Annotated in this window: 18 protein-coding genes and 1 riboswitch; of the genes, 14 read left to right on the top strand and 4 right to left on the bottom strand. The window is 75.6% G+C overall.

The genetic code is table 11. The annotated features are described in order from the left end of the window. Positions 1 to 305 precede the first annotated feature (305 nt). Both IEV86_RS16520 and IEV86_RS16515 read right to left on the bottom strand, forming a co-directional pair. Positions 306 to 698 carry a hypothetical protein gene (locus tag IEV86_RS16520; protein ID WP_052426365.1) on the bottom strand — a complete coding sequence of 131 codons (393 nt, stop codon included), beginning with the start codon at positions 696 to 698 and terminating at the stop codon, positions 306 to 308. After that, positions 698 to 2,329 (bottom strand): PspC domain-containing protein, encoded by a 1,632-nt coding sequence (locus IEV86_RS16515; RefSeq protein ID WP_188484769.1) that lies wholly within the window; start codon positions 2,327 to 2,329, stop codon positions 698 to 700. Before IEV86_RS16515 ends, IEV86_RS16520 begins: the two co-directional genes overlap by 1 nt. Before the next feature lie 292 nt (positions 2,330 to 2,621). Between IEV86_RS16515 and IEV86_RS16510 the strand changes: the two genes are divergently transcribed. The 7 genes from IEV86_RS16510 (at position 2,622) to IEV86_RS16480 (ending at position 12,723) form a co-directional block, all read left to right on the top strand. Next, positions 2,622 to 3,863, top strand: a complete 1,242-nt coding sequence (locus tag IEV86_RS16510) for an ATP-binding protein (protein ID WP_229734706.1) — start codon at positions 2,622 to 2,624, stop codon at positions 3,861 to 3,863. Beyond that, complete coding sequence (locus tag IEV86_RS16505) at positions 3,860 to 4,534, top strand: LuxR C-terminal-related transcriptional regulator (RefSeq protein WP_043607998.1); 675 nt, start codon at positions 3,860 to 3,862, stop codon at positions 4,532 to 4,534. Before IEV86_RS16510 ends, IEV86_RS16505 begins: the two co-directional genes overlap by 4 nt. Before the next feature lie 104 nt (positions 4,535 to 4,638). Then, positions 4,639 to 6,213, top strand: coding sequence for a methyl-accepting chemotaxis protein (locus tag IEV86_RS16500; protein ID WP_043607997.1), 1,575 nt, complete (start codon positions 4,639 to 4,641; stop codon positions 6,211 to 6,213). Positions 6,214 to 6,290: 77 nt separating this feature from the next. Beyond that, complete coding sequence (gene pcrA / locus IEV86_RS16495) at positions 6,291 to 8,816, top strand: DNA helicase PcrA (RefSeq protein ID WP_043607995.1); 2,526 nt, start codon at positions 6,291 to 6,293, stop codon at positions 8,814 to 8,816. A 255-nt stretch (positions 8,817 to 9,071) separates the two neighbouring features. Continuing rightward, positions 9,072 to 10,244 (top strand): ADP-forming succinate--CoA ligase subunit beta, encoded by a 1,173-nt coding sequence (gene sucC / locus IEV86_RS16490; protein WP_043607994.1) that lies wholly within the window; start codon positions 9,072 to 9,074, stop codon positions 10,242 to 10,244. 30 nt (positions 10,245 to 10,274) lie between these two features. Further along, positions 10,275 to 11,162, top strand: coding sequence for a succinate--CoA ligase subunit alpha (gene sucD, locus IEV86_RS16485; protein WP_043607992.1), 888 nt, complete (start codon positions 10,275 to 10,277; stop codon positions 11,160 to 11,162). Between the two features lie 142 nt (positions 11,163 to 11,304). Next, entirely contained in the window at positions 11,305 to 12,723 is a 1,419-nt protein-coding gene (locus IEV86_RS16480; protein WP_052426364.1) for a cell division protein PerM, read from the top strand. A 35-nt stretch (positions 12,724 to 12,758) separates the two neighbouring features. Here IEV86_RS16480 and IEV86_RS16475 read toward each other — a convergent pair whose 3' ends face one another. Then, the gene (locus IEV86_RS16475) at positions 12,759 to 13,340 is read right to left on the bottom strand and encodes a hypothetical protein (protein ID WP_043607990.1); all 582 of its coding nucleotides are present in this window, start codon (positions 13,338 to 13,340) and stop codon (positions 12,759 to 12,761) included. A 64-nt stretch (positions 13,341 to 13,404) separates the two neighbouring features. On the opposite strand from IEV86_RS16475, the gene purN reads away from it, so the two are divergent. Both purN and purH read left to right on the top strand, forming a co-directional pair. Continuing rightward, positions 13,405 to 14,055 (top strand): phosphoribosylglycinamide formyltransferase, encoded by a 651-nt coding sequence (purN, locus tag IEV86_RS16470; protein WP_043607988.1) that lies wholly within the window; start codon positions 13,405 to 13,407, stop codon positions 14,053 to 14,055. A 4-nt stretch (positions 14,056 to 14,059) separates the two neighbouring features. Further along, a riboswitch (ZMP/ZTP riboswitch) is annotated at positions 14,060 to 14,148 on the top strand. A 46-nt stretch (positions 14,149 to 14,194) separates the two neighbouring features. After that, entirely contained in the window at positions 14,195 to 15,868 is a 1,674-nt protein-coding gene (gene purH, locus IEV86_RS16465; RefSeq protein WP_052426363.1) for a bifunctional phosphoribosylaminoimidazolecarboxamide formyltransferase/IMP cyclohydrolase, read from the top strand. A gap of 51 nt (positions 15,869 to 15,919) precedes the next feature. On the opposite strand, the gene IEV86_RS16460 is transcribed toward purH, so the two are convergent. Continuing rightward, on the bottom strand, positions 15,920 to 17,200 hold the full coding sequence (locus IEV86_RS16460) for an NAD(P)/FAD-dependent oxidoreductase (RefSeq protein WP_229734705.1): 1,281 nt from the start codon (positions 17,198 to 17,200) through the stop codon (positions 15,920 to 15,922). A gap of 23 nt (positions 17,201 to 17,223) precedes the next feature. On the opposite strand from IEV86_RS16460, the gene IEV86_RS16455 reads away from it, so the two are divergent. The 5 genes from IEV86_RS16455 (at position 17,224) to IEV86_RS16435 (ending at position 21,271) form a co-directional block, all read left to right on the top strand. Further along, entirely contained in the window at positions 17,224 to 17,496 is a 273-nt protein-coding gene (locus tag IEV86_RS16455) for a DUF3017 domain-containing protein (protein ID WP_043609275.1), read from the top strand. A 217-nt stretch (positions 17,497 to 17,713) separates the two neighbouring features. Beyond that, complete coding sequence (locus IEV86_RS16450; RefSeq protein WP_043609280.1) at positions 17,714 to 18,931, top strand: NADP-dependent isocitrate dehydrogenase; 1,218 nt, start codon at positions 17,714 to 17,716, stop codon at positions 18,929 to 18,931. 22 nt (positions 18,932 to 18,953) lie between these two features. Beyond that, complete coding sequence (locus IEV86_RS16445; protein ID WP_052426502.1) at positions 18,954 to 19,973, top strand: malate dehydrogenase; 1,020 nt, start codon at positions 18,954 to 18,956, stop codon at positions 19,971 to 19,973. 82 nt (positions 19,974 to 20,055) lie between these two features. Continuing rightward, positions 20,056 to 20,985: a P-loop NTPase family protein gene (locus tag IEV86_RS16440; RefSeq protein WP_043609271.1), complete on the top strand. Its 930-nt coding sequence runs from the start codon at positions 20,056 to 20,058 to the stop codon at positions 20,983 to 20,985. After that, positions 20,978 to 21,271 carry a DUF167 domain-containing protein gene (locus IEV86_RS16435; protein ID WP_043609269.1) on the top strand — a complete coding sequence of 98 codons (294 nt, stop codon included), beginning with the start codon at positions 20,978 to 20,980 and terminating at the stop codon, positions 21,269 to 21,271. The genes IEV86_RS16440 and IEV86_RS16435 overlap by 8 nt, the downstream gene beginning before the upstream one ends. Positions 21,272 to 21,326 lie beyond the last annotated feature (55 nt).

Here is a 21,326-nt window from a genome sequence, read left to right as displayed (position 1 = left end):
GCCGCCGTCGGGTACGCGCTGCGCAAGCTCGCCGTCGACGCCCCCGCCGCCGCGGTCCGCCAGCCCGTCACCGTCTGACCCCGGGCTCGCACGGACCGGGACCACCCGTCGCCGACCTGACCGGCGACGCGGACGAGGAGGGCCGCACCGGCCACGGCCGGTGCGGCCCTCCTTCCTGTGCCCACCCGGTCGGACCGGGCTGGGCCACAGGGTCGGACCGGGCTCGGACCGGGAGCCGCCCGCCCTCCACGGGAGGCTCCCGGTCCGGATGCGCGCCACCCCCGGCGCGCGGTGCCGGCTCGCCGTCAGGCCCGGCCGGCTGCGCTGGACCTGCGTCGCCCGGCGCTCACGACCGAGCCGATCACGAGGCCCACGCCCGCCAGCGCGACGAGCACGATGAAGGCGAGCTGCACGTCGAAGACGACGCCCGCCGCGAGGGCCGCGAGGCCGACGCCGACGGCGGCGACGACGAGGCCCCACACGACCGTCCCGACCCGGACGCCCCGCTCGGGCGCGGGGGTCGCCGCGGGTGCGGCGCTCGACGCCGTGTCGCCGGTGGAGCCGGTCGCCGTCCCGTCCACGGCCCAGGGGGCCGTGTCGTCGGACGAGCCCGCGGGCCGGTCCGTGGCGCTGGTGCTGGTGCTGTCCATGGTGTGCTCCTGCTCTGTCGTGGGGTCGGGGCGGCCGTCGGTGGTCATCAGGACCCCTCGATGACGCGGACCTGGCCCGCGCCGACGGAGATGTCGAGCGAGATCTGCGGGTCGGCGCCGTCCTGGACCGCGGGCGACTCGTAGGTCTCCTGGTGGCGGCCGACGCCGCTCGCGACGCGCTCGCCCAGCCACGTGACCTCACCCGCGAAGACGCGGACCTCGGCGACGACGGCCGCGTCCTCGGGCACGACGACGACGACGTCCCCGGCACCGACCGACACCGGCACCTCGACGAGGCCCTCGTCGAGCGGCACGTCGGTCAGGTCGATGCGGGCCTCGCCCGCGCCGACCGAGTAGCCGCGCTCGGCCTCGCCGACCGTCACGGGCGTGGACCGGACCTCGCCGAGCCCGGCGTTGGTGCCGTTCCACTCCCAGTCGGCGCGCTCGACGGCGGCGGCCGGGGCGGCGACCAGGACGGTCACGATCGCGAGCGCCCCGAGGCTCCCGCTGGTGCGGCCGCGCAGGCCGGCCACGATGATGCCGAGCCCCGCGAGGACGACGGTCACGGCGGCGGCCGTCAGCAGCGGCGGGCCGTCGAAGACGTCGATGCGCCGTGCGTACCAGAGGGCCGCGAGGGTGAGCAGGCCGAGGCCGAGGACGACGCCGACCGTGGTCGCGCCGGGACCGGGTGTCGGGGGCCGGGGCGGGACGGGCGGCGTGGCCGGGGTGGACGGGACGGGCCTCGTCGGTCCGCCGTACCCGCCGCCGTAGCCGCCGTACCCACCCGATCCGTACCCACCGGACCCGTACCCGCCCGAGCCGTACCCGCCCGAGCCGTACCCCGACCCGGGGCCCGCGGGTCCGGTCGGCGCGTAGGGCCCGCCGGTGGTCGTGGTCCCGAGCGGCTCGGTGGTCGCCGTCGACGACGGCGGGGGAGGCGTCTGCGCGGCCGCCGTCGGGTACGGCGCGGTCGTGTCCATGTCAGGTCCTTCGGTCGAGGTGGCGGGCGACGCGGACGAGGCGGCGGCCGCGGTGGATGAGGTGGGACCAGGAGGCGCCGTCGGCGGGTACGGGGCCGCAGGGGCGCCGGGGCCGGGGCGCGCGTCCCGGCGCAGCCCGGTCACGAGGACGACGACGAGGACGATCGCGCCCGCCCAGAGCAGGCCCGACCACCAGTCGCCGCTGCCCCAGCCGCTGCCCCAGAACGGGACCCAGCGGTCGGGGGTCGAGATGCCGATCGCGAGCACGAGGAACGCCCCGAGGATCGCGACGTCGAAGCGCCCCCGGAACAGCTCCTGGAGGTGGATCCGCCCGTCGGCGTGCTCGGGCAGGAGCGCCCAGCCGACGGCGTAGGCGACGAAGCCCAGCCCACCCAGGAAGGCCGCGAGCACGAACGCGCCGCGGACCAGGAGCGGGTCGAGCCCGGCTCGCGCCGCGAGGCCCCCGGCCACGCCACCGACCCAGCGCTCGGGCGACCGGGCGATCCCGGACCGGCGGACCGTGTCGAAGAACGCGTCGGTCCCCGAGGGGCCTCCGGGCCGGCCGGGGGGCGGCCCGGGCACGGGTCCGGGCCTGCCCGACCCGTCGTACCGACCGGGTCCGCCGGGGGGCGGGTAGCCAGGTCCGCCCGGGGGCGGGTAGCCGGTCCCGGGAGGAGGCGGAGGCGGTGTCGTCGTCATGGCTCGATCGTCGTCCCGCGGGCAGGGCGGCCGGTATCGGGTGGTCCCCTGAGCGCACCCTGATCCGCCGTCCCGCGTCCCCGGATGCGCCCCGGGGTCCGACCCGGACCCTTCCCCTGAACGGCCCCTGCGCGGCCCCGGGCAGGCCCGGGGGAGGGCCCCGACGTGTGACGATGCTGCCGTGACGACGTCGACGGTGCCGGGTGGGCCTGGCGGCCCCTCCGGGCCTGGCGGGCCGGCTGGGCCTGGTGGGCCTGGTGGGCCCCGCGTGCCCGGTGCGCCCGGTGCACCTGTGCGGCTGCCGCTGCGCCGGCCGACGCGCGGCCGGTGGGTCGGGGGCGTCTGCACGGGTCTCGCGATCCACCTCGGCGCACCGGTCGCCGTCGTCCGGGCGCTCTTCGTCCTCCTCACGCTGATCGGTGCGGTCGGCGTCGGCCTCTACGTCTTCTTCTGGGTGACGGTCCCCGTCGGCGACCCTGCTGCGGTCGCGGCGCAGGAGCGGCCCGCGGCGCTCACGCGGATCGCCCCGCGGCTGCGCGCGCCGGACCGCAAGGTGCCGCTGACCGACATCGGCCTGGGTCTGCTCCTGCTCGTGGCCGCCGGGCTGCTCGTCGCGGTCCGGGCCGGTGCGCGCGTCGACTACTCGTGGGTCGTCCCGACGCTCATCCTCCTCGTCGGCACCGGGCTCGCGTGGAGCCAGCTCGACGCGGTGCAGCGCGACCGCTGGCTGTCGGTCGCGGGCGGCCGCACGCCCGTCAGCGTGATCCGCCTCGCGGGCGGGCTCGTGCTCGTCGGCCTCGGGGTCGTGCTCCTCGTCGGGCAGCGCGAGCCCATCGACGCCCTCGTCCGCTCGGCGGTCGCGGCCCTGGCCGTGCTCGTCGGCGTCGCGCTGGTCCTGGCGCCCTGGTGGCTGCGGCTCGTCCGCGAGCTCGGCGACGAGCGCGCCGCCCGCGCGCGCGAGTCGGAGCGCGCCGACATCGCCGCCCACCTGCACGACTCGGTCCTGCAGACGCTCGCCCTGATCCGCGCGCGAGCCGGGGACGCCGACGACGTCGCGCGCCTGGCGCGGGCGCAGGAGCGCGAGCTGCGCGCGTGGCTCTACGACGAGCGCACGACCGCGGGCACGTCGCTCGCGGCCGAGCTGCGCGACGTCGTCGCCGAGGTCGAGGACCGGTTCGCGGTCGCGGTCGAGACCGTCGTCGTCGGCGACTGCGTGCCCGAGAACGGCGCCGAGGCGCTCCTGCAGGCGACGCGCGAGGCGCTGCTCAACGCGGCCCGCCACGGCCGGCCCCCGCTGTCGCTGTACCTCGAGTGCACGCCCGACCAGGTCGAGGTGTTCGTGCGCGACCGCGGCGACGGCTTCGACCTCGACGAGGTCCCCGCGGACCGGTTCGGCGTGCGCGAGTCGATCGTCGGGCGCATGCGCCGTCGCGGCGGGACCGCGACCGTCCGCAGCCGCCCGGGCCAGGGCACCGAGGTGCACCTGTGCCTCCCGCGGAACCCCCGCACCCACGACGAAGGGACGCCCCGATGAGTCAGCCCCCGGTCGCCGACGGCGTCCTCGACGTCGTCCTGGTCGACGACCACCTCATGTTCCGGGCGGGGGTCAAGGCGTCGCTCGACGGCCGGATCCGGATCGTGGGCGAGGCCGACGACGTCCCGTCCGCGATCGAGGCCGTCCGTCGCCTGCAGCCGCCCGTGGTGATCCTCGACGTGCACCTGCCCGGGGGTGACGGCGGGGGCGGCGCCGAGGTCATCCACCGGTGCGCCGACCTGCTCGGCACGACGCGGTTCCTCGCGCTGTCGGTGTCCGACGCCGCCGAGGACGTCGTCGCGGTGATCCGCGCCGGTGCCCGGGGCTACGTCACGAAGGCGATCTCGGGCCAGGACCTGTCGGACGCGGCGCGCCGCGTCGCGGGCGGCGACGCCGTGTTCTCACCGCGCCTCGCGGGCTTCGTGCTCGACGCGTTCGGCGCGGCCGCGGGCGACGTCGCGACGGGCGACGACGAGCTCGACCGCCTCTCGGCGCGCGAGCGCGAGGTGATGCGCCTCATCGCGCGCGGCTACTCGTACCGCGAGGTCGCGTCGGAGCTGTTCATCTCGATCAAGACGGTGGAGACGCACGTGTCGGCCGTGCTCCGCAAGCTCCAGCTCTCGTCGCGGCACGAGCTGACCCGCTGGGCGGCGGCGCGGCGTCTGCTCTGACGCGGCGCGTCGGCGGGGACCGGGTGACTTCCGGGTCGACCCCTCAGGTCCAATGCGCGCGGATCGATGGCTCGGGACGTAGGCCCTTCGTCCCGGGAGCTCCCATGTCACGACTGTCGTCGCTGTCGATCGCCGCGCGCCTCTCGCTGCTGCTCGTCGTCACCGCGGTCGGGCTCGCGGCCCTCACGGCCGTCGCGGCCGTCCGCGCCGAGAGCAGCATGCTCGCGGAGCGCACCGCGTCGACGCAGGCCGTGGTCGAGGTCGCGGCCGGCGTGGTGGCCGGCTACGGCGCGCTGGAGGAGTCCGGCGAGCTGACGCGCGCCGAGGCGCAGGCCGCGGCGGTCGAGGCCGTGCGGGGCCTGCGGTACGCGGGCGAGGAGTACTTCTGGATCAACGACATGACCCCGACGATGGTCATGCACCCCGTGAAGCCCGAGCTCGACGGCACGGACCTGACCGAGAACGTCGACCCGGACGGCAAGCACCTCTTCGTCGAGTTCGTCGAGGTCGTGCGTGCCGACGGCGCGGGGTTCGTCGACTACCAGTGGCCCAAGCCGGGCGCCGAGGCGCCGCAGCCCAAGGTCTCGTACGTGACGGGCTACGAGCCGTGGGGCTGGGTCATCGGCTCGGGCGTGTACGTCGACGACGTGCGGGCGGCCGCGCTCGACGAGGCGTTCGAGCTGGGCGTGAGCGCGCTCGTCATCCTCGCGGTGACGGGGGGCCTCGGGCTCGTCGTCGCGCGCGGCATCGTGCGGCCCGTCCGCGACGCGGCCGCGCTGCTCGGCAGCGGCGACCTCACGACGCGGCTGCCCGAGGGCTCGGGGCGGACCGAGCTCGAGCGGCTCGCGGTCGCCCTCAACGCGACGCTCGAACGGTCGGCGTCGGTCGCCGAGGAGGTGTCCGCCGCGGCCGCGGAGCTCGACGCGGCGGCGACGTCGCTCGCCGCGACGAGCGACGGCATCGCGGCAGAGGCGGACCGCACCGCGCGCAGCACGGGCGAGGTCGCGGTCACCGCGCAGGAGGTCAGCGCGGGCATGGACGCCGCCGCCGTCGGCACGCAGCAGATGGGCGCGTCGATCGCCGAGATCGCGCGCAACGCGCAGGCCGCCGCCCGCATCGCGGGCGAGGCGGTCGAGGCCGCGGAGACGACCAACCGGACGGTCGCGGCGCTCGGCGAGTCGTCGGCCCAGATCGGCAGCGTCGTCAAGGTCATCACCTCGATCGCCGAGCAGACCAACCTCCTCGCGCTCAACGCGACCATCGAGGCGGCGCGCGCCGGGGAGGCCGGCAAGGGCTTCGCCGTCGTCGCCGGCGAGGTCAAGGAGCTCGCGCAGGAGACGGCGCGTGCGACGGGCGACATCGCGGTCCAGGTCGAGCAGATCCAGGCGGTCGTCGGGCGCGCGGCGGAGGAGATCGCGCGGATCTCCGACGTCATCGGCCGCATCGACGCGTACCAGACGACGATCGCGGGCGCGGTGGAGGAGCAGACCGCGACGACGGCGTCGATGGAGGCGGGCATCACGCGCGCCGCGGACGGCGGGCGGCGCATCGCGTCGAGCCTCGACGACGTCAGCGCGTCGTCACGGCGCGCGAGCGAGGAGCTCGGCGCGATCCGTGCGGCCGCGCGCGACCTCGTCGCGACGTCGCGCCGCCTGCAGGAGTCCGTGCCGGTGGGCTGAGCGGAGCAGCCCGGGTCCGGAGGGCGACGCCCTGCGGCGCCCGGCTGTCGGTGGGCGCGCCTACCCTTGTCCCCGACATGGACACGCTCTTCTCCGACCTGCCGCTCGCCGGCGTCCCGCGCTCCGACGGGGCCCGTCTGCCGCGCGCCGTCCCGCCCCGGCCCGCGGCCGACGACGCACCACCGGTGCCGCCCGGCTCGGCCCAGGGCCGCGACGAGGCACGCGCCGAGGCGCTCCTCGAGGGCCTCAACGAGCAGCAGCGCGAGGCGGTGCTCCACGGCGGTTCGCCGCTCCTGATCGTCGCGGGCGCGGGGTCGGGCAAGACGCGGGTCCTCACGCACCGGATCGCGCACAAGCTCGCGACGCGCCAGGTGCGCCCGTCCGAGGTGCTCGCGATCACGTTCACCAACAAGGCCGCGGCCGAGATGCGCGAGCGCGTCGAGGCGATCGTCGGGCCGCCCGCGCGCGGCATGTGGGTGTCGACGTTCCACTCGGCGTGCGTGCGGATCCTGCGGCGCGAGCACGCCGCGCTGGGCATGCGCTCGTCCTTCTCGATCTACGACTCGGCGGACTCCCAGCGCCTGCTCACGCTCGTGGCGCGCGAGCTGGACCTCGACCCCAAGCGCTACCCGGCGCGCGCGCTGCAGTCCAAGATCTCCGCGCTCAAGGACGAGCTCGTGGACCCCGAGGGGTACGCGCAGAGCTCGGGCGCGTCGTCGGGTGCGGCGAACGAGTTCGACGAGGCGCTCTCGGCGGTCTACACCCGCTACCAGCAGCGGCTCCGCCAGGCCCACGCGCTCGACTTCGACGACCTCATCATGACGACGGTGCACCTGCTCCAGGCGTTCCCCGCCGTCGCGGAGCACTACCGCCGCCGGTTCCGCCAGGTCCTCGTCGACGAGTACCAGGACACCAACCACGCGCAGTACGTGCTCGTGCGCGAGCTCGCGGCGCAGGGCGAGAGCGGCGAGCGCGCCGAGCTCACCGTCGTGGGCGACGCCGACCAGTCGATCTACGCGTTCCGCGGCGCGACGATCCGCAACATCCTCGAGTTCGAGGCCGACTACCCCGACGCGCGCACGATCCTGCTCGAGCAGAACTACCGCTCGACGCAGACGATCCTGTCGGCCGCGAACGCCGTCATCTCGCGCAACCCCGGCCGCAAGCCGAAGCGGCTGTGGACGGACTCGGGCGCGGGCCCGCAGATCGTCGGCTACGTCGCGGACAACGAGCACGAGGAGGCCCGCTTCGTCGCCGAGGAGATCGACCGCCTCGGCGACGCCGAGGGCGTCCGGCCGGGGGACGTCGCGGTCTTCTACCGGACCAACGCGCAGTCGCGGGCGCTCGAGGAGGTGCTCATCCGCGTCGGCCTGCCGTACAAGGTGGTCGGCGGGACGCGCTTCTACGAGCGCAAGGAGATCAAGGACGCGGTCGCCTACCTGCGTGCGATCGCCAACCCCGACGACGACGTGAACCTGCGCCGCGTCCTCAACGTGCCCAAGCGCGGGCTCGGCGACCGGTCGGAGGCGATGCTGGCCGCGTTCGCCGAGCGGGAGCGGATCTCGTTCGGGGCGGCCCTCGACCGCGCCGACGAGGCGCCCGGCGTCGGGACCCGTGCGCTGACCGGGCTGCGCGCGTTCGCCGAGCTCATGGCCGGCCTGCGGGACCTCGCGGCGACGGCCGGCCCCGCCGAGGTCCTCGGCGCGGTGCTCGACCGGACCGGCTACCTCACCGAGCTGCGGGCGAGCGAGGACCCGCAGGACGCGACGCGGGTCGAGAACCTGGCCGAGCTGCACGCGGTCGCGAGCGAGTTCGAGCAGGCCGAGCCCGACGGCGACCTCGCCGACTTCCTCGAGCGCGTGTCGCTCGTCGCCGACTCCGACCAGATCCCCGACGTGCGTGAGGGCGAGGACGTCGAGGCAGCCGTCGCCGCGGCGCGCGAGCAGGGCGTCGTGACGCTCATGACGCTGCACACCGCGAAGGGCCTGGAGTTCCCGGTCGTGTTCGTGACCGGGTGGGAGGACGGCACGTTCCCGCACATGCGGTCCCTCGCCGATCCGGACGAGCTCGCCGAGGAGCGCCGGCTCGCGTACGTGGGGCTCACCCGTGCGCGCCAGCGGCTGTACATCTCGCGGGCTGCCGTCCGCACCGCGTGGGGCGTGCCGAACGAGTTCCCGGCGAGCCGGTTCCTGGACGACGTCCCCGAGGAGCTCGTCGACTGGAAGCGGCGCGAGTCGAGCATGGCCGTGCTCCGGGCCGGCGGCAGCGGCTGGGGCTCGGGCGCGTCGGCCTGGGGCGGCGGCGGGTCCGGCGGGTCCGGCGGCGGGTACGGCCGTCAGCGCGGTCGCGACGAGGCCCGCTCCGGCCCGGTGACCAAGCGGGCGCTGCCGTCGACGGGGGCGTCGTTCGGCTCCGCCACGCCGCGTCCGGCCGGGGACGTGCCGAGCCTCGACGTCGGGGACCGCGTCACGCACGACGCGTACGGCCTCGGGACGGTCGTCGCCGTCGAGGGCGCCGGCCCCAACGCCGTCGCGAAGATCGACTTCGGCGCCGACGGCACCAAGCGGCTCCTGCTGCGCTACTCGCCGGTCACCAAGCTCTGAGTCGGGTCGCGGCGTCGCCCGGCCCCAGCCGCCCGCTCCGGGTCGGCCGCCCCGGTCCGCCCCGTGCACGCCGCGCGTGACGACCGCTGATCGGCCCGACCGCGGGTCCCGTGCGCACCCGCGGGCGGTGTGGTGACGATCTCGGCCGATCTCTTGATGTGAAGAGATCTCGTCCGGCGGGCTACCATCGCGGGGGCGAGGCGGCCCGACCGGCCGTCCTCCCGACCAGCCGAGAACCGAGGGAAGCGGGCGCAGGTGGACCTGTTCGAGTACCAGGCACGGGACGTCTTCGAGAAGCACGGCGTGCCCGTGCTCGGAGGCGTCGTCGCGACCACGCCGGAGGAGGCGCGCGCTGCGGCGGAGCGGCTCGGCGGGGGCACCGTCGTCGTCAAGGCGCAGGTCAAGACCGGCGGGCGCGGCAAGGCGGGCGGCGTCAAGCTCGCGCACTCGCCGCAGGAGGCGGAGGACCGCGCGCGCGAGATCCTCGGCATGGACATCAAGGGCCACACCGTCCACCGCGTGATGGTCGCGGAGGGTGCCCGGATCGCCGAGGAGTACTACTTCTCGGTCCTCCTTGACCGCGCCGAGCGGCGCTACCTCGCGATGGCGAGCGTCGAGGGCGGCGTGGAGATCGAGCAGCTCGCGGTCGAGCGGCCCGAGGCGCTCGCGCGCGTCGCCGTCGACCCGCTGGTCGGGATCGACGAGGCCAAGGCCCGCGAGATCGTCGAGGCCGCAGGCTTCGCCGACGACGTCAAGGACGCGGTCGTCGAGGCGATCCAGAAGCTCTGGACCGTCTACGACGCCGAGGACGCGACGCTCGTCGAGGTGAACCCGCTCGTCCGCACCGAGGACGGGCGCGTCATCGCGCTCGACGGCAAGGTCACGCTCGACGCGAACGCCGACTTCCGGCACCCGGACCACGCCGAGCTCGAGGACGCCGCCGCGGCGGACCCGCTCGAGGCGAAGGCCAAGGAGCACGACCTCAACTACGTCAAGCTCGACGGCTCCGTCGGGATCATCGGCAACGGGGCGGGCCTGGTCATGAGCACGCTCGACGTCGTCGCCTACGCGGGCGAGGCCCACGGCGGCGTGCGCCCCGCGAACTTCCTCGACATCGGCGGCGGCGCGTCGGCCGAGGTCATGGCGGCGGGCCTCGACGTGATCCTCGGGGACGAGCAGGTCAAGAGCGTCTTCGTCAACGTCTTCGGCGGCATCACGGCGTGCGACGCCGTCGCGAACGGCATCGTCAAGGCCCTCGAGATCCTCGGCGACCACGCGACCAAGCCCCTCGTCGTGCGCCTCGACGGCAACAACGTCGCCGAGGGTCGCGCGATCCTCCGTGAGGCGAACCACCCGCTCGTGACGCTCGCCGACACGATGGACGGCGGCGCCGACAAGGCGGCCGAGCTCGCCCACGCGGCCGCCTGAGACCCCGACCAGAGAAGAGAGAACAGACAGATGGCGATCTTCCTGACCGAGGCCTCCAAGGTCATCGTCCAGGGCATGACCGGCTCCGAGGGCATGAAGCACACCACGCGCATGCTCGCCTCGGGCACCGCGGTGGTCGGCGGCGTCAACCCGCGCAAGGCCGGCACCACGGTCTCGTTCCCGGCCGGCGACGGCGCGACGGACATCCCGGTCTTCGGCTCGGTCGCGGAGGCGATGGAGAAGACCGGTGCCGACGTCTCGGTGATCTTCGTGCCGCCCGCGCACACCAAGGCGGCCGTGCTCGAGGCCGTCGAGGCGCGCATGCCGCTCGTCGTGATCATCACCGAGGGCGTGCCCGTCGCCGACACCGCGGAGTTCTTCGCCGCGGCCCAGGCCGCCGGCGTGCGCCTCATCGGGCCGAACTGCCCCGGCATCATCAGCCCCGGCAAGTCGAACGTCGGGATCATCCCCGCGGACATCTCGGGTGCGGGCCGCATCGGTCTGGTGTCCAAGTCCGGCACGCTGACCTACCAGATGATGTACGAGCTGCGGGACTTCGGGTTCTCGACGGCCATCGGCATCGGCGGTGACCCGATCATCGGCACGACCCACATCGACGCGCTCGCGGCGTTCGAGGCGGACCCCGAGACCGAGGCCATCGTCATGATCGGCGAGATCGGCGGCGACGCCGAGGAGCGCGCGGCGGCGTTCATCAAGGAGAACGTCACCAAGCCGGTCGTCGGGTACGTCGCGGGCTTCACGGCCCCCGAGGGCAAGACGATGGGGCACGCGGGCGCGATCGTCTCCGGCTCGTCCGGCACCGCGCAGGCCAAGAAGGAGGCGCTCGAGGCCGCGGGCGTCAAGGTCGGCAAGACGCCGTCGGAGACGGCTGACCTCATGCGTCAGCTGCTCTCCTGACCACCTCAGGTCCCACGACGGCGGTCGTGCCCACCCGGGCACGGCCGCCGTCGTCGCGCGAGGCCGCCGTCGGGCCCGGACGTGACCGACACGCCCCCGGCGGGTCACGGGCGGACGGCGACCCGCGGGGGACCATGACGGGGTGACCCGGCCCCTCCCGCTCAGCCTCCTGCGGCGCGTCCCCGTGCCGTACGCGGCGGCGGTCCGGGCACGGCTCGCCCGGACCGCGCGCGGTCCCGCGCCCCAGCACTGGGTGTCGGGCGTCCTCGCGGGCGTCCAGGCCGCACTGCTGTCGCTCCTCGTCGTGGTCATGCCCGCGCTGGCGGCCTACGTCGTGACGTCCGCCGACCCCTCGAACGCCGACGTCGGGTGGTTGCGCTCGGTGGTCGTCGGCTCGGTCGTGTGGCTCCTCGGGCACGGGGCGACGGCGTCCGTGGGCGGGACCCCCGTGACGGTCGTCGCGCTGGGGGTCACGCTCCTGTCCGTGTTCGTGTGCCACGCGTCGGCGCGGCGCTCCGCGCACCCGACGGCGTCGGCCTGGGCGGGTGCGACCGCCGGCTACGTCGCCGTCGCGGTCGTCGTGCTCGCCGCGGTGGGGGAGGCGGGCCCGTCCGGGGCCGGGGCCGGCTCGGTGCTGCGCGCGCTCGCCGGCACCGCCCTCGTGGCGCTCGTCGGCACGGGCACGGGCACCCGGCGCATCGGGCCCGCGGTCCGGTCGCTGCTCGCGCGCCTCCCGGACGTCGCACGGGTCGGGGTCGTGGGCGGCGTGGTCGCGACCGCGTCGCTCGTCGCGGCTGCCGCGCTGGTCAGCGTCTGGTGGGGTCTCTCGGGCCGTGCGACGACCGGTGACGTCCTCGCGGGGCTCCGGGTCGACGCCTTCGGCGGGGTCATGCTCGGCGTCGCCCAGCTCGCCGTGACACCGAACCTCGTGCTCTGGGCGCTCGCCTGGATCGCCGGCCCGGGCTTCGCGGTCGGCGAGGGGACGCGCTACGCGCCCGCCGTCGTCGAGCCCGCAGCCCTGCCCGCGCTTCCCCTGCTGGGGTCGCTGCCGACCCCCGCCGCGTCGGGAGGCCTGTTCACCTGGGCGCCCGTGCTCGTCGTCGTCGCGGGTGCCGTCGCCGGGTGGTGGGTGCACCGCGAGCTCCGTCCGACGAGGGCCTGGCACGGGTCGGTGACGGCGGTGTCCGCCGCGGCGAGCGCGGGCGTCCTCGCGGCGGTGCTCACCGCGCTCGGCGCGGGTGCCGCGGGGCCGGGGCGTCTCGCCGTCGTGGGCGGGTCGCCCGCGCTCGTCGGCGCGTCGGTCACGCTCTTGGCGCTCGCGGGTCTGCTGCTGGTCGTCCTCCCGCTCGACCGTCCGCTCCGGGCGGCCGTCCGAGCACGCGCCGCGGGCCTCCGGACGACGGCCGCGACCCGCGGCGGGACCGCGGGGCCCGGCGGCGGCACGGTCCGTCCGGCGGGCCTTGCGCCCGCGGACGAGGTCGGGTCGCTCGTGGAGGTGTCGGTCCCCACCCCGGCGCCCGCCGACGACGAGCCCGCCGGACCGGCCGGGCGGACGTCCTGACGGGCCACCGGCCCACGTCCCTCCCGGACGGGCGGTCAGCGCCCGGCGGGGGCGAGCACGCCCTCGAGCACGTCCTCGACGTCGCGCTGGAGCTGCTCGGCGCACGCCTCGCGCGCCGACGTCGTGACGGCGAGGCGCACGCACTCGGCGTTCGCCTGCTGCGCTGGCCAGAAGGCCACCATGGTCGCGAACGACAGCACCATGACGCCCGCGAGGAGGACGAGCCCTGCGAGGGCGCCGAGGGCGGGCGTGCGGACGCCGGCCCGCCAGGCGAGGACGACCGCGCGGGCACCGGCCACCAGCGCCCCGAGCGCGAAGAGGCCCGCCGCGACCTGGACGGGGAACGGCATCATCGTGACCAGGAGCGTCGCGACGAGGAAGGCGAGCACGTGCCCCGTGCGGCGCGACAGCGCCTCGACGGCGGCCGGGTCGGGCGGTGTGCGTGGGGGCTGCCGCGTGGCCGTGGGCGGGCGACCGTGCGGGCCGTGCCCCGGGGTCGGCTGCCCGTCGGGCGCCCGCCCCTGGGCCGGGTGCCCGGTCGGGCCCTGGCGCGTCGACGAACCGCGCTCCCCGCGCGGCGGCGCGTCGCCCGGAGGTGGCGCGTACGGGTTGCTCAACGAGGCTCCTGCGGTCGGTGGACGAGCCCTCCCAGTGTCCCATCCGCCCGGCTAGGGTCACCCCGTGCCGACTCCCGCCGCCCCGACGCCCGCCGTCGTCCCGCCGGGTGGTCGGGTCGTCGTCCTGGTCTCCGGCGGCGGCTCGAACCTCGCCGCGCTCCTCACCGCGCACGCCGACCCCGCGTACGGTGCGCGCGTCGTCGGTGTGGTCAGCGACCGCCCGACCGCGGGCGGGCTCGACATCGCGCGCGACGCGGGCGTCGCGACCGCGGTGGTCGCGCCCGCCGACTTCCCGGACCGGGAGGCCTGGGACCGCGCGGTCGCGCGGACCGTCGCGAGCTTCGAGCCGGCGTGGGTCGTCCTCGCGGGCTTCATGCGGCTGCTCGGCGCCCCCGTGCTCGACCGCTGGGGCGGGCGCGTCGTCAACACGCACCCCGCGCTCTCGCCGTCCTTCCCGGGCGCGCACGGCGTCCGGGACGCGCTCGCGCACGGCGTCCGCGTGACCGGGTGCACCGTGCACCTCGTCGACAGCGGCGTCGACACGGGTCCGATCATCGCGCAGCGTGCGGTCGAGGTCGCGGACGACGACGACGAGGCCACGCTGCACGAGCGCATCAAGGTCGAGGAGCGGCGGCTGCTCGTCGACGTCGTCGGCCGTGCCGCGCGCGAGGGGCTGCTGGTCGACGGGCGGCGCGTGCGGTTCGGGCGCGGCTAGACTCGGCCGCGGCCGTGACTGGCGTGAGGTGGAACAGACCACCGGGGAGCGGCCGCAGTCCCCTGCAGCGCACCGCCCGCCTGGGTGCCTGGGTCCCCCGAGCGGGCACGAGCCCGCGCAGCCGACCCATGGAGCGCGCATGTCCCACGACCTGCCCACCCTTCCCCTCGTCGACGACGCGTCCGCGGACGCGACGCGCCGCCCGGTCCGCCGGGCGCTGCTGAGCGTCTACGACAAGACGGGCCTGGAGGACCTCGCCCACGCGCTGCACACGGCCGGCGTCGAGCTCGTCTCGACGGGGTCGACGGCCGCGCGGATCGCCGCGGCGGACCTGCCCGTGACGCCCGTCGAGGAGCTCACGGGCTTCCCCGAGTGCCTCGACGGCCGCGTGAAGACGCTGCACCCCCGCGTGCACGCGGGGATCCTGGCGGACACGCGGCGCCCCGAGCACGTCGCGCAGCTCGAGGCGCTCGGCGTCGCGGCGTTCGAGCTCGTGGTGGTCAACCTGTACCCGTTCGTCGACACCGTGGCGTCGGGTGCGACGCCCGACGAGTGCGTCGAGCAGATCGACATCGGTGGGCCGTCGATGGTCCGCGCCGCGGCGAAGAACCACCCGAGCGTCGCCGTCGTCGTCGACCCCGCGCGCTACGACGACGTCGCGGACGCGGTGCGGCGCGGCGGCTTCACGCTCGCGCAGCGGCGCGCTCTCGCGGCCCAGGCGTTCGTGCACACCGCGACGTACGACGTCGCGGTCGCGTCCTGGATCGGCAACGTGCTGTCGCCGACGGACGAGGTCGAGACGCCCGACGGCATGGTCGCCACCGGGTTCCCGGCGTGGATCGGCGCCACCTGGGACCGCGCGGACGTGCTCCGGTACGGCGAGAACCCGCACCAGCGCGCGGCGCTCTACACCGCCGGGTACGGCAGCACGGGCCTCGCGCAGGGGACGCAGCTGCACGGCAAGGCCATGAGCTACAACAACTACGTCGACGCCGACGCCGCGTGGCGTGCCGCGCACGACCACGCCGAGCCGGCGGTCGCGATCATCAAGCACGCCAACCCGTGCGGCATCGCGGTCGGCGCGGACGTCGCCGACGCGCACGCCAAGGCGCACGCGTGCGACCCGGTCTCGGCGTTCGGGGGCGTGATCGCGGCCAACCGCGTCGTGACGCGCGCGATGGCCGAGCAGGTCGCGCCGGTGTTCACCGAGGTCGTCGTCGCGCCCGGCTTCGAGGACGACGCGCTCGAGGTGCTGAGCGCCAAGAAGAACGTGCGGCTGCTCGTCGTCGACGGGGCACCGGGCGGCGGCGTCGAGCTGCGGCCCATCTCGGGCGGGCTGCTCGTCCAGTCGGTCGACCGGGTCGACGCCGAGCTCGACGGCGGTCCCGAGGGTGCGGCGGGCGGCGACGACCCGACGCGCTGGACGCTCGCCGCGGGCGAGCCCGCCGACGACGCGACGCTCGCGGACCTCGCCTTCGCGTGGCGTGCGGTGCGCGCCGTGAAGTCGAACGCGATCCTGCTCGCGCGCGACGGGGCCTCCGTCGGGGTCGGGATGGGTCAGGTGAACCGGGTCGACTCGTGCCGCCTCGCGGTCGAGCGCGCCAACACCGGTGACGTCGAGCGCGCACGCGGGGCCGTCGCGGCCTCGGACGCCTTCTTCCCGTTCGCCGACGGTCTCCAGGTGCTGCTCGACGCGGGCGTGCGTGCGATCGTCCAACCGGGCGGGTCCGTCCGCGACGAGGAGGTCGTCGCGGCGGCGCGTGCGGCCGGCGTGACGATGTACCTCACGGGGACGCGCCACTTCGCGCACTGAGCGCGCGCGGGGCCGGGTGGGCGCACTGAGCGCCCACCCGGCCCCGCCGGGTCAGCCCGCGAGCACCGCGGCCTTGAGCGGCACGTCCGGGTCGCCCGCGCGCGTCCGGTCCAGCACGGGCAGGTCCGGTCCGGTGAAGAGCCGCCGCGCCGCCGCGACGTCGCGCGGGCGGTCGACGGACAGCACGGCGCTGAGCCGGTCGGTGCCGGGCCGGAACCACAGCGCCGTCACCGCGCCCGCGACGTCGCCGCGCACGACGACGTCGTCGTCGGTCGCGGGGTGGCCGTGCAGCGCGAGCTCGTGGCCGAGCTGTGTCGAGAACACGTACGGCGTGAGGTCGTCCGCGGAGGCGGGCACGCCGCCGAGCAGACGCCGCACCGCGACCGACGGGCCGCGCAGCGCACCGTCCCAGTGGCCCCCCGGGACGACGCCGTGCCGCGGCGACGTGCGCACCGCCAGGTCGCCGACCGCCACGACCGGCGCGTCGGTGCCGAGCACGCGGAACGCGTCGTCGACCGCGAGGGAGCCGTCCGGCTCGAGGGGCAGGGCGCCCGAGAGCCAGCCCGACGAGGGCCGCGCGCCGACCGCGACGAGCACGACGTCGGCGGGCAGCGACGTCCCGTCGTCGAGCAGGACCTGTCCGGGCTCGACCGCAGCGACGCGGACCCCCGTGAGCAGCCGCACGCCGGCCGCGTCGTACCAGGGCACCGTCCAGGACCCGACGGCCGGGCCGAGCGCCGCCGCGAGGGGCGCCGTCGCCGCCTCGACGACCGTGACGTCCACGCCGGCCCGCGCGGCGACGCCCGCCACCTCCGCGCCGATCCACCCCGCGCCGACGACGACGAGGCGGCGACCGGCGGGCCCGTCGCGCAGCGCCTCCCGCAGGCCGGTCGCGTCGCGCCACGTGTGCAGCGTCCGCGCACCGCGCCACGTCGGCGGCACGACGGCGTGCGCGCCCGTCGCGAGCACGACGGCGTCCGCGACGACGACCCCGGTGGCGGTCCGGACGGCGGGGTGCGGGCCGTCGAGGTCGAGCCCGGTCGCCGCGTCGTCGAGCCGCACGTCGTCCGCGAGGGCGACGTCGGCCCCCACCTCGTCGCGCAGCGGAGCCGGGGCGGTCCGGTCGAGCAGCTCCTTGCTCAGCGGCGGGCGGTCGTAGGGTTCGAGCCCCTCGGCCCCGAGCACCGTCACGTGGCCGTCGAACCCCTGGTCACGCAGCGCGGCGACGGTCGCGGCACCCGCGAGGCCCGCGCCGACGACGACGACGGACCCCGGGCGCTGCAGGGTGCGGCCCTCGTGCGCGACGGGGTCCTGCGAGGCGGGGGAGGTCACGGCCCAACGGTAGTGTCGAGCGCGTGACGAGCCCCCTCACCGAGCGCCACCGCGCCCCCGCGCTGTGGCTCGTGACGCTCGCCATCGCCGTCGCGTGCGTCGCGGCGGTCGTCGAGGGCGCGCGCTCGGCGGCCCTCGTGCTCGTCGCCACGCTCGTCGGTGCGGCGCTCGCGCGGCTCACCCGCCGGGGCCGTGAGCCGGAGGGCATCGCGGTGCGGTCGACGTGGTTCGACGTCGTCGTGCTGACCGGCCTCGCGGTCGGGATCTTCGTCCTCCAGGCGGCCCCGGGCGTCTGAGGCCCCGGTCGCGGGGGGCGCGGCCGGGCCGTGCACGACGCGGCCCGAGATCTCTCGATGTCGAGTAATCTGGCCGTGCGATGCAGCGGTCGGCGGCGGGTGTGCCGTCCCACCGCGGCACGAGGCCGCCGGGTGCCCGCGCGTGCTGCTCCGCAGCACCGCCGTCCGACGGGCCCGCGCAGCCGGCAGTGCAGACCACTCGAACGGGAGCTTCCGCATGGGCAAGATCAAGGTCGTCAATCCTGTCGTCGAGCTCGACGGCGACGAGATGACCCGGATCATCTGGCAGTTCATCAAGGACCGCCTGATCCACCCCTACCTCGACGTCGACCTGCGGTACTACGACCTGTCGATCCAGAACCGCGACGCGACCGACGACCAGGTGACGGTCGACGCCGCCCACGCCATCAAGGAGCACGGCGTCGGCGTCAAGTGCGCGACGATCACGCCCGACGAGGCGCGCGTCGAGGAGTTCGGCCTGAAGAAGATGTGGGTCTCGCCCAACGGCACGATCCGCAACATCCTCGGCGGCGTCGTCTTCCGCGAGCCGATCATCATCAGCAACATCCCGCGCCTGGTGCCGGGCTGGAACAAGCCGATCATCATCGGCCGTCACGCGCACGGCGACCAGTACAAGGCCACCAACTTCAAGGTGCCCGGCGCCGGCACGCTGACGATCACCTACACGCCGGCGGACGGCTCCGAGCCGATCCACCAGGAGGTCGTGACGTACCCCGAGGGCGGCGGCGTCGCGATGGGCATGTACAACTTCAACGACTCGATCCGCGACTTCGCGCGCGCGTCGTTCGCGTACGGCCTGCAGCGCGGGTACCCCGTGTACCTGTCCACCAAGAACACGATCCTCAAGGCGTACGACGGCGCGTTCAAGGACATCTTCCAGGAGGTGTTCGACACCGAGTTCGCGGACCAGTTCGCGAGCGCGGGCCTCACCTACGAGCACCGCCTCATCGACGACATGGTCGCCGCGGCCATGAAGTGGGAGGGCGGCTACGTCTGGGCGTGCAAGAACTACGACGGCGACGTCCAGTCCGACACGGTCGCGCAGGGCTTCGGCTCGCTCGGCCTCATGACGAGCGTCCTCATGACGCCCGACGGCCGGACCGTCGAGGCCGAGGCGGCGCACGGCACGGTCACGCGCCACTACCGCCAGCACCAGGCCGGCAGGCCCACCTCGACCAACCCGATCGCGTCGATCTTCGCCTGGACGCGCGGGCTGGCGCACCGCGGCAAGCTCGACGGCACGCCCGAGGTCACCGAGTTCGCGAACACCCTCGAGGACGTCGTCGTCAAGACGGTCGAGAGCGGCAAGATGACCAAGGACCTCGCGCTGCTCATCGGCCCGGACCAGCCCTTCCTCACGACCGAGGAGTTCCTGGCCGCGATCGACGAGAACCTCGCCGCCCGCCTCGGCTGACCCGACGAACGAGGAGACACCGATGTCCCAGAGCACGAACGCCGCGACGAGCGGCACGGCGAAGGCCCCCGTCACCGTCACGGTGACCGGCGCCGCCGGCCAGATCGGCTACGCGCTGCTGTTCCGCATCGCCTCCGGGCAGCTGCTCGGCGCCGACACCCCGGTGCGCCTGCGCCTGCTGGAGATCCCGCAGGGCGTCAAGGCGGCCGAGGGCACCGCGATGGAGCTCGACGACTGCGCGTTCCCGCTGCTGCGGTCGATCGACATCGCGGACGACCCGCGGGTCGGCTTCGAGGGCGCGAACGTCGCGCTGCTGGTCGGCGCGCGCCCGCGCACCGCGGGCATGGAGCGCGGCGACCTGCTCGAGGCGAACGGCGGCATCTTCAAGCCGCAGGGGGAGGCCATCAACGCGGTGGCAGCGGACGACGTGCGCGTGCTCGTGGTGGGCAACCCCGCGAACACCAACGCGCTCATCGCCGCCTCGCACGCTCCTGACGTCCCGGCCGAGCGCTTCACGGCCATGACGCGCCTCGACCACAACCGGGCGCTGTCGCAGCTCGCGCAGAAGACCGGCGCGGGCGTCGCGGACATCCAGGGCCTGACCATCTGGGGCAACCACTCGGCGACCCAGTACCCGGACGTCTTCCACGCGACGGTCGCGGGGCGGCCGGCGACGGAGCTGGTCGACGAGACCTGGCTCGCGGAGACGTTCATCCCGACGGTCGCCAAGCGCGGCGCGGCGATCATCGAGGCGCGCGGTGCGTCGTCGGCGGCGTCCGCGGCGAACGCGGCGGTCGACCACGTGCGGGACTGGGTCCTCGGCACGCCCGAGGGCACGTGGACGTCGGCGGCGATCCCGTCCGACGGCTCGTACGGGGTCCCCGAGGGGCTCATCTCGTCGTTCCCGGTGACCTCGACCGGCGGCCGCTGGGAGATCGTCCAGGGGCTCGACGTCAACGAGTTCTCGCGGCAGCGGATCGACGCGTCGATCACCGAGCTGGTCGAGGAGCGCGAGGCCGTGCGCGGCCTCGGCCTCGTCTGACACCTGCCCGAGCCGCAGCACGACGACGGCGCCGACCCCACGGGGGTCGGCGCCGTCGTCGCGTGCCCTACGGTGTGCACCCGTGACGACGCGACTGCTCCTCGTCGAGGGGCTCATCGGGACCGGGAAGTCCACGACGACGTTGATGCTCTCGCAGGAGGCCGAGCGGGCGGGCGCGCGCGTCCGGACCGTCTACGAGGGCGACCCGGCGCACCCGGCGGACCACGAGTCGGTCGCGTGGCTCCCTGCGGGCGGGCTCGACGGCCTGCTCGACGGCCCGACCGACGGCGCGCTCGACGCGTCGGCAGTCGGGTCGGCCCTCCGTGCGGCCGCGCGACCGGCCGACGGCGGGCTCCTCGTCCCGTACGGGCTCGTCGCGCGCGACCACGGCCCGCTCCCGGAGGCGCTCGCCGCACGCCTGCGCGAGCGTGACGTGTACGAGCAGCCGCTCGACCGCCACGTCCGGCTCCGCACCGAGCAGTGGGCGGGGTTCGTCGCCGACGCGGCGACCTCCGACGACGTGTGGGTGCTCGACTGCTGCTTCCTCCAGAACCCGCTCACGATGACGGTCGTGCACGCCGGTGCACCCGAGGAGGAGCTCGTGGCGTTCGTCGGCGCGCTCGCGTCCCTCGCGGCACCGCTCGAGCCCGTCGTCGTCCACCTGCGGCGCGACGACGTCGACCGCTGCTTCCGCGCCGCGGCCGCGGACCGCCCGCGCGAGTGGCTCGACGCGGTCGTCGGCTACTACACCTCGGGCGGGCTGGGACGCGCGCTCGGGGTGACGCGCGACGTGGCGGGAGCGGTCGAGGTGCTGCGGCACCGGGCGGCGCTCGAGGAGCGCGTGCTCGACCGTCTCGGCCTGCCGGTGGTCGCGGTCGACACCGACCGGCTGGACCAGGACGCGGTCCGGTCCGTCCTCGCCGACCTCGTCGCCGAGCGCGTCCGGCCCGGGGCCGACGTCACCCCGCGGGCCGCCGACGTCGTCACCGCGGGCGCCGGTCGACGTGGCTGAACCCGCCACGGAGGGTCCCGTCCGGGTCGCTGTGCGCGTCCGGCCCGGTGCGTCACGGACGCGGGTCGGCGGCGCCCACGGCGACCGGCTCGTCGTGGCGGTGACGGCGCGTGCCGTCGACGGCGCGGCGACCGAGGCCGCGCTCGCCGCGGTCGCCGAGGCCTTCGGCGTCCGACGGCGGCAGGTGGCCCTCGTCGCCGGCGCGACGAGCCGGGACAAGGTCGTGGCGGTGGACGCGCCCGCGAGCGACGTGGACCGGATCCTGGACCGCCTCCTCGCACGCTGAATCTCCTGCAAGCCGGGTGCAACGCGCTGCAACGGATGCAACGCCCTTGCGGCGC

The sequence above is a fragment of the Cellulomonas carbonis genome, from assembly GCF_014636275.1.
GTDB classification, from domain to species: Bacteria; Actinomycetota; Actinomycetes; order Actinomycetales; family Cellulomonadaceae; genus Actinotalea; species Actinotalea carbonis.
Note: the sequence above shows the minus strand (reverse complement) of the source record. Positions and strands in the feature narration are given on the sequence as shown.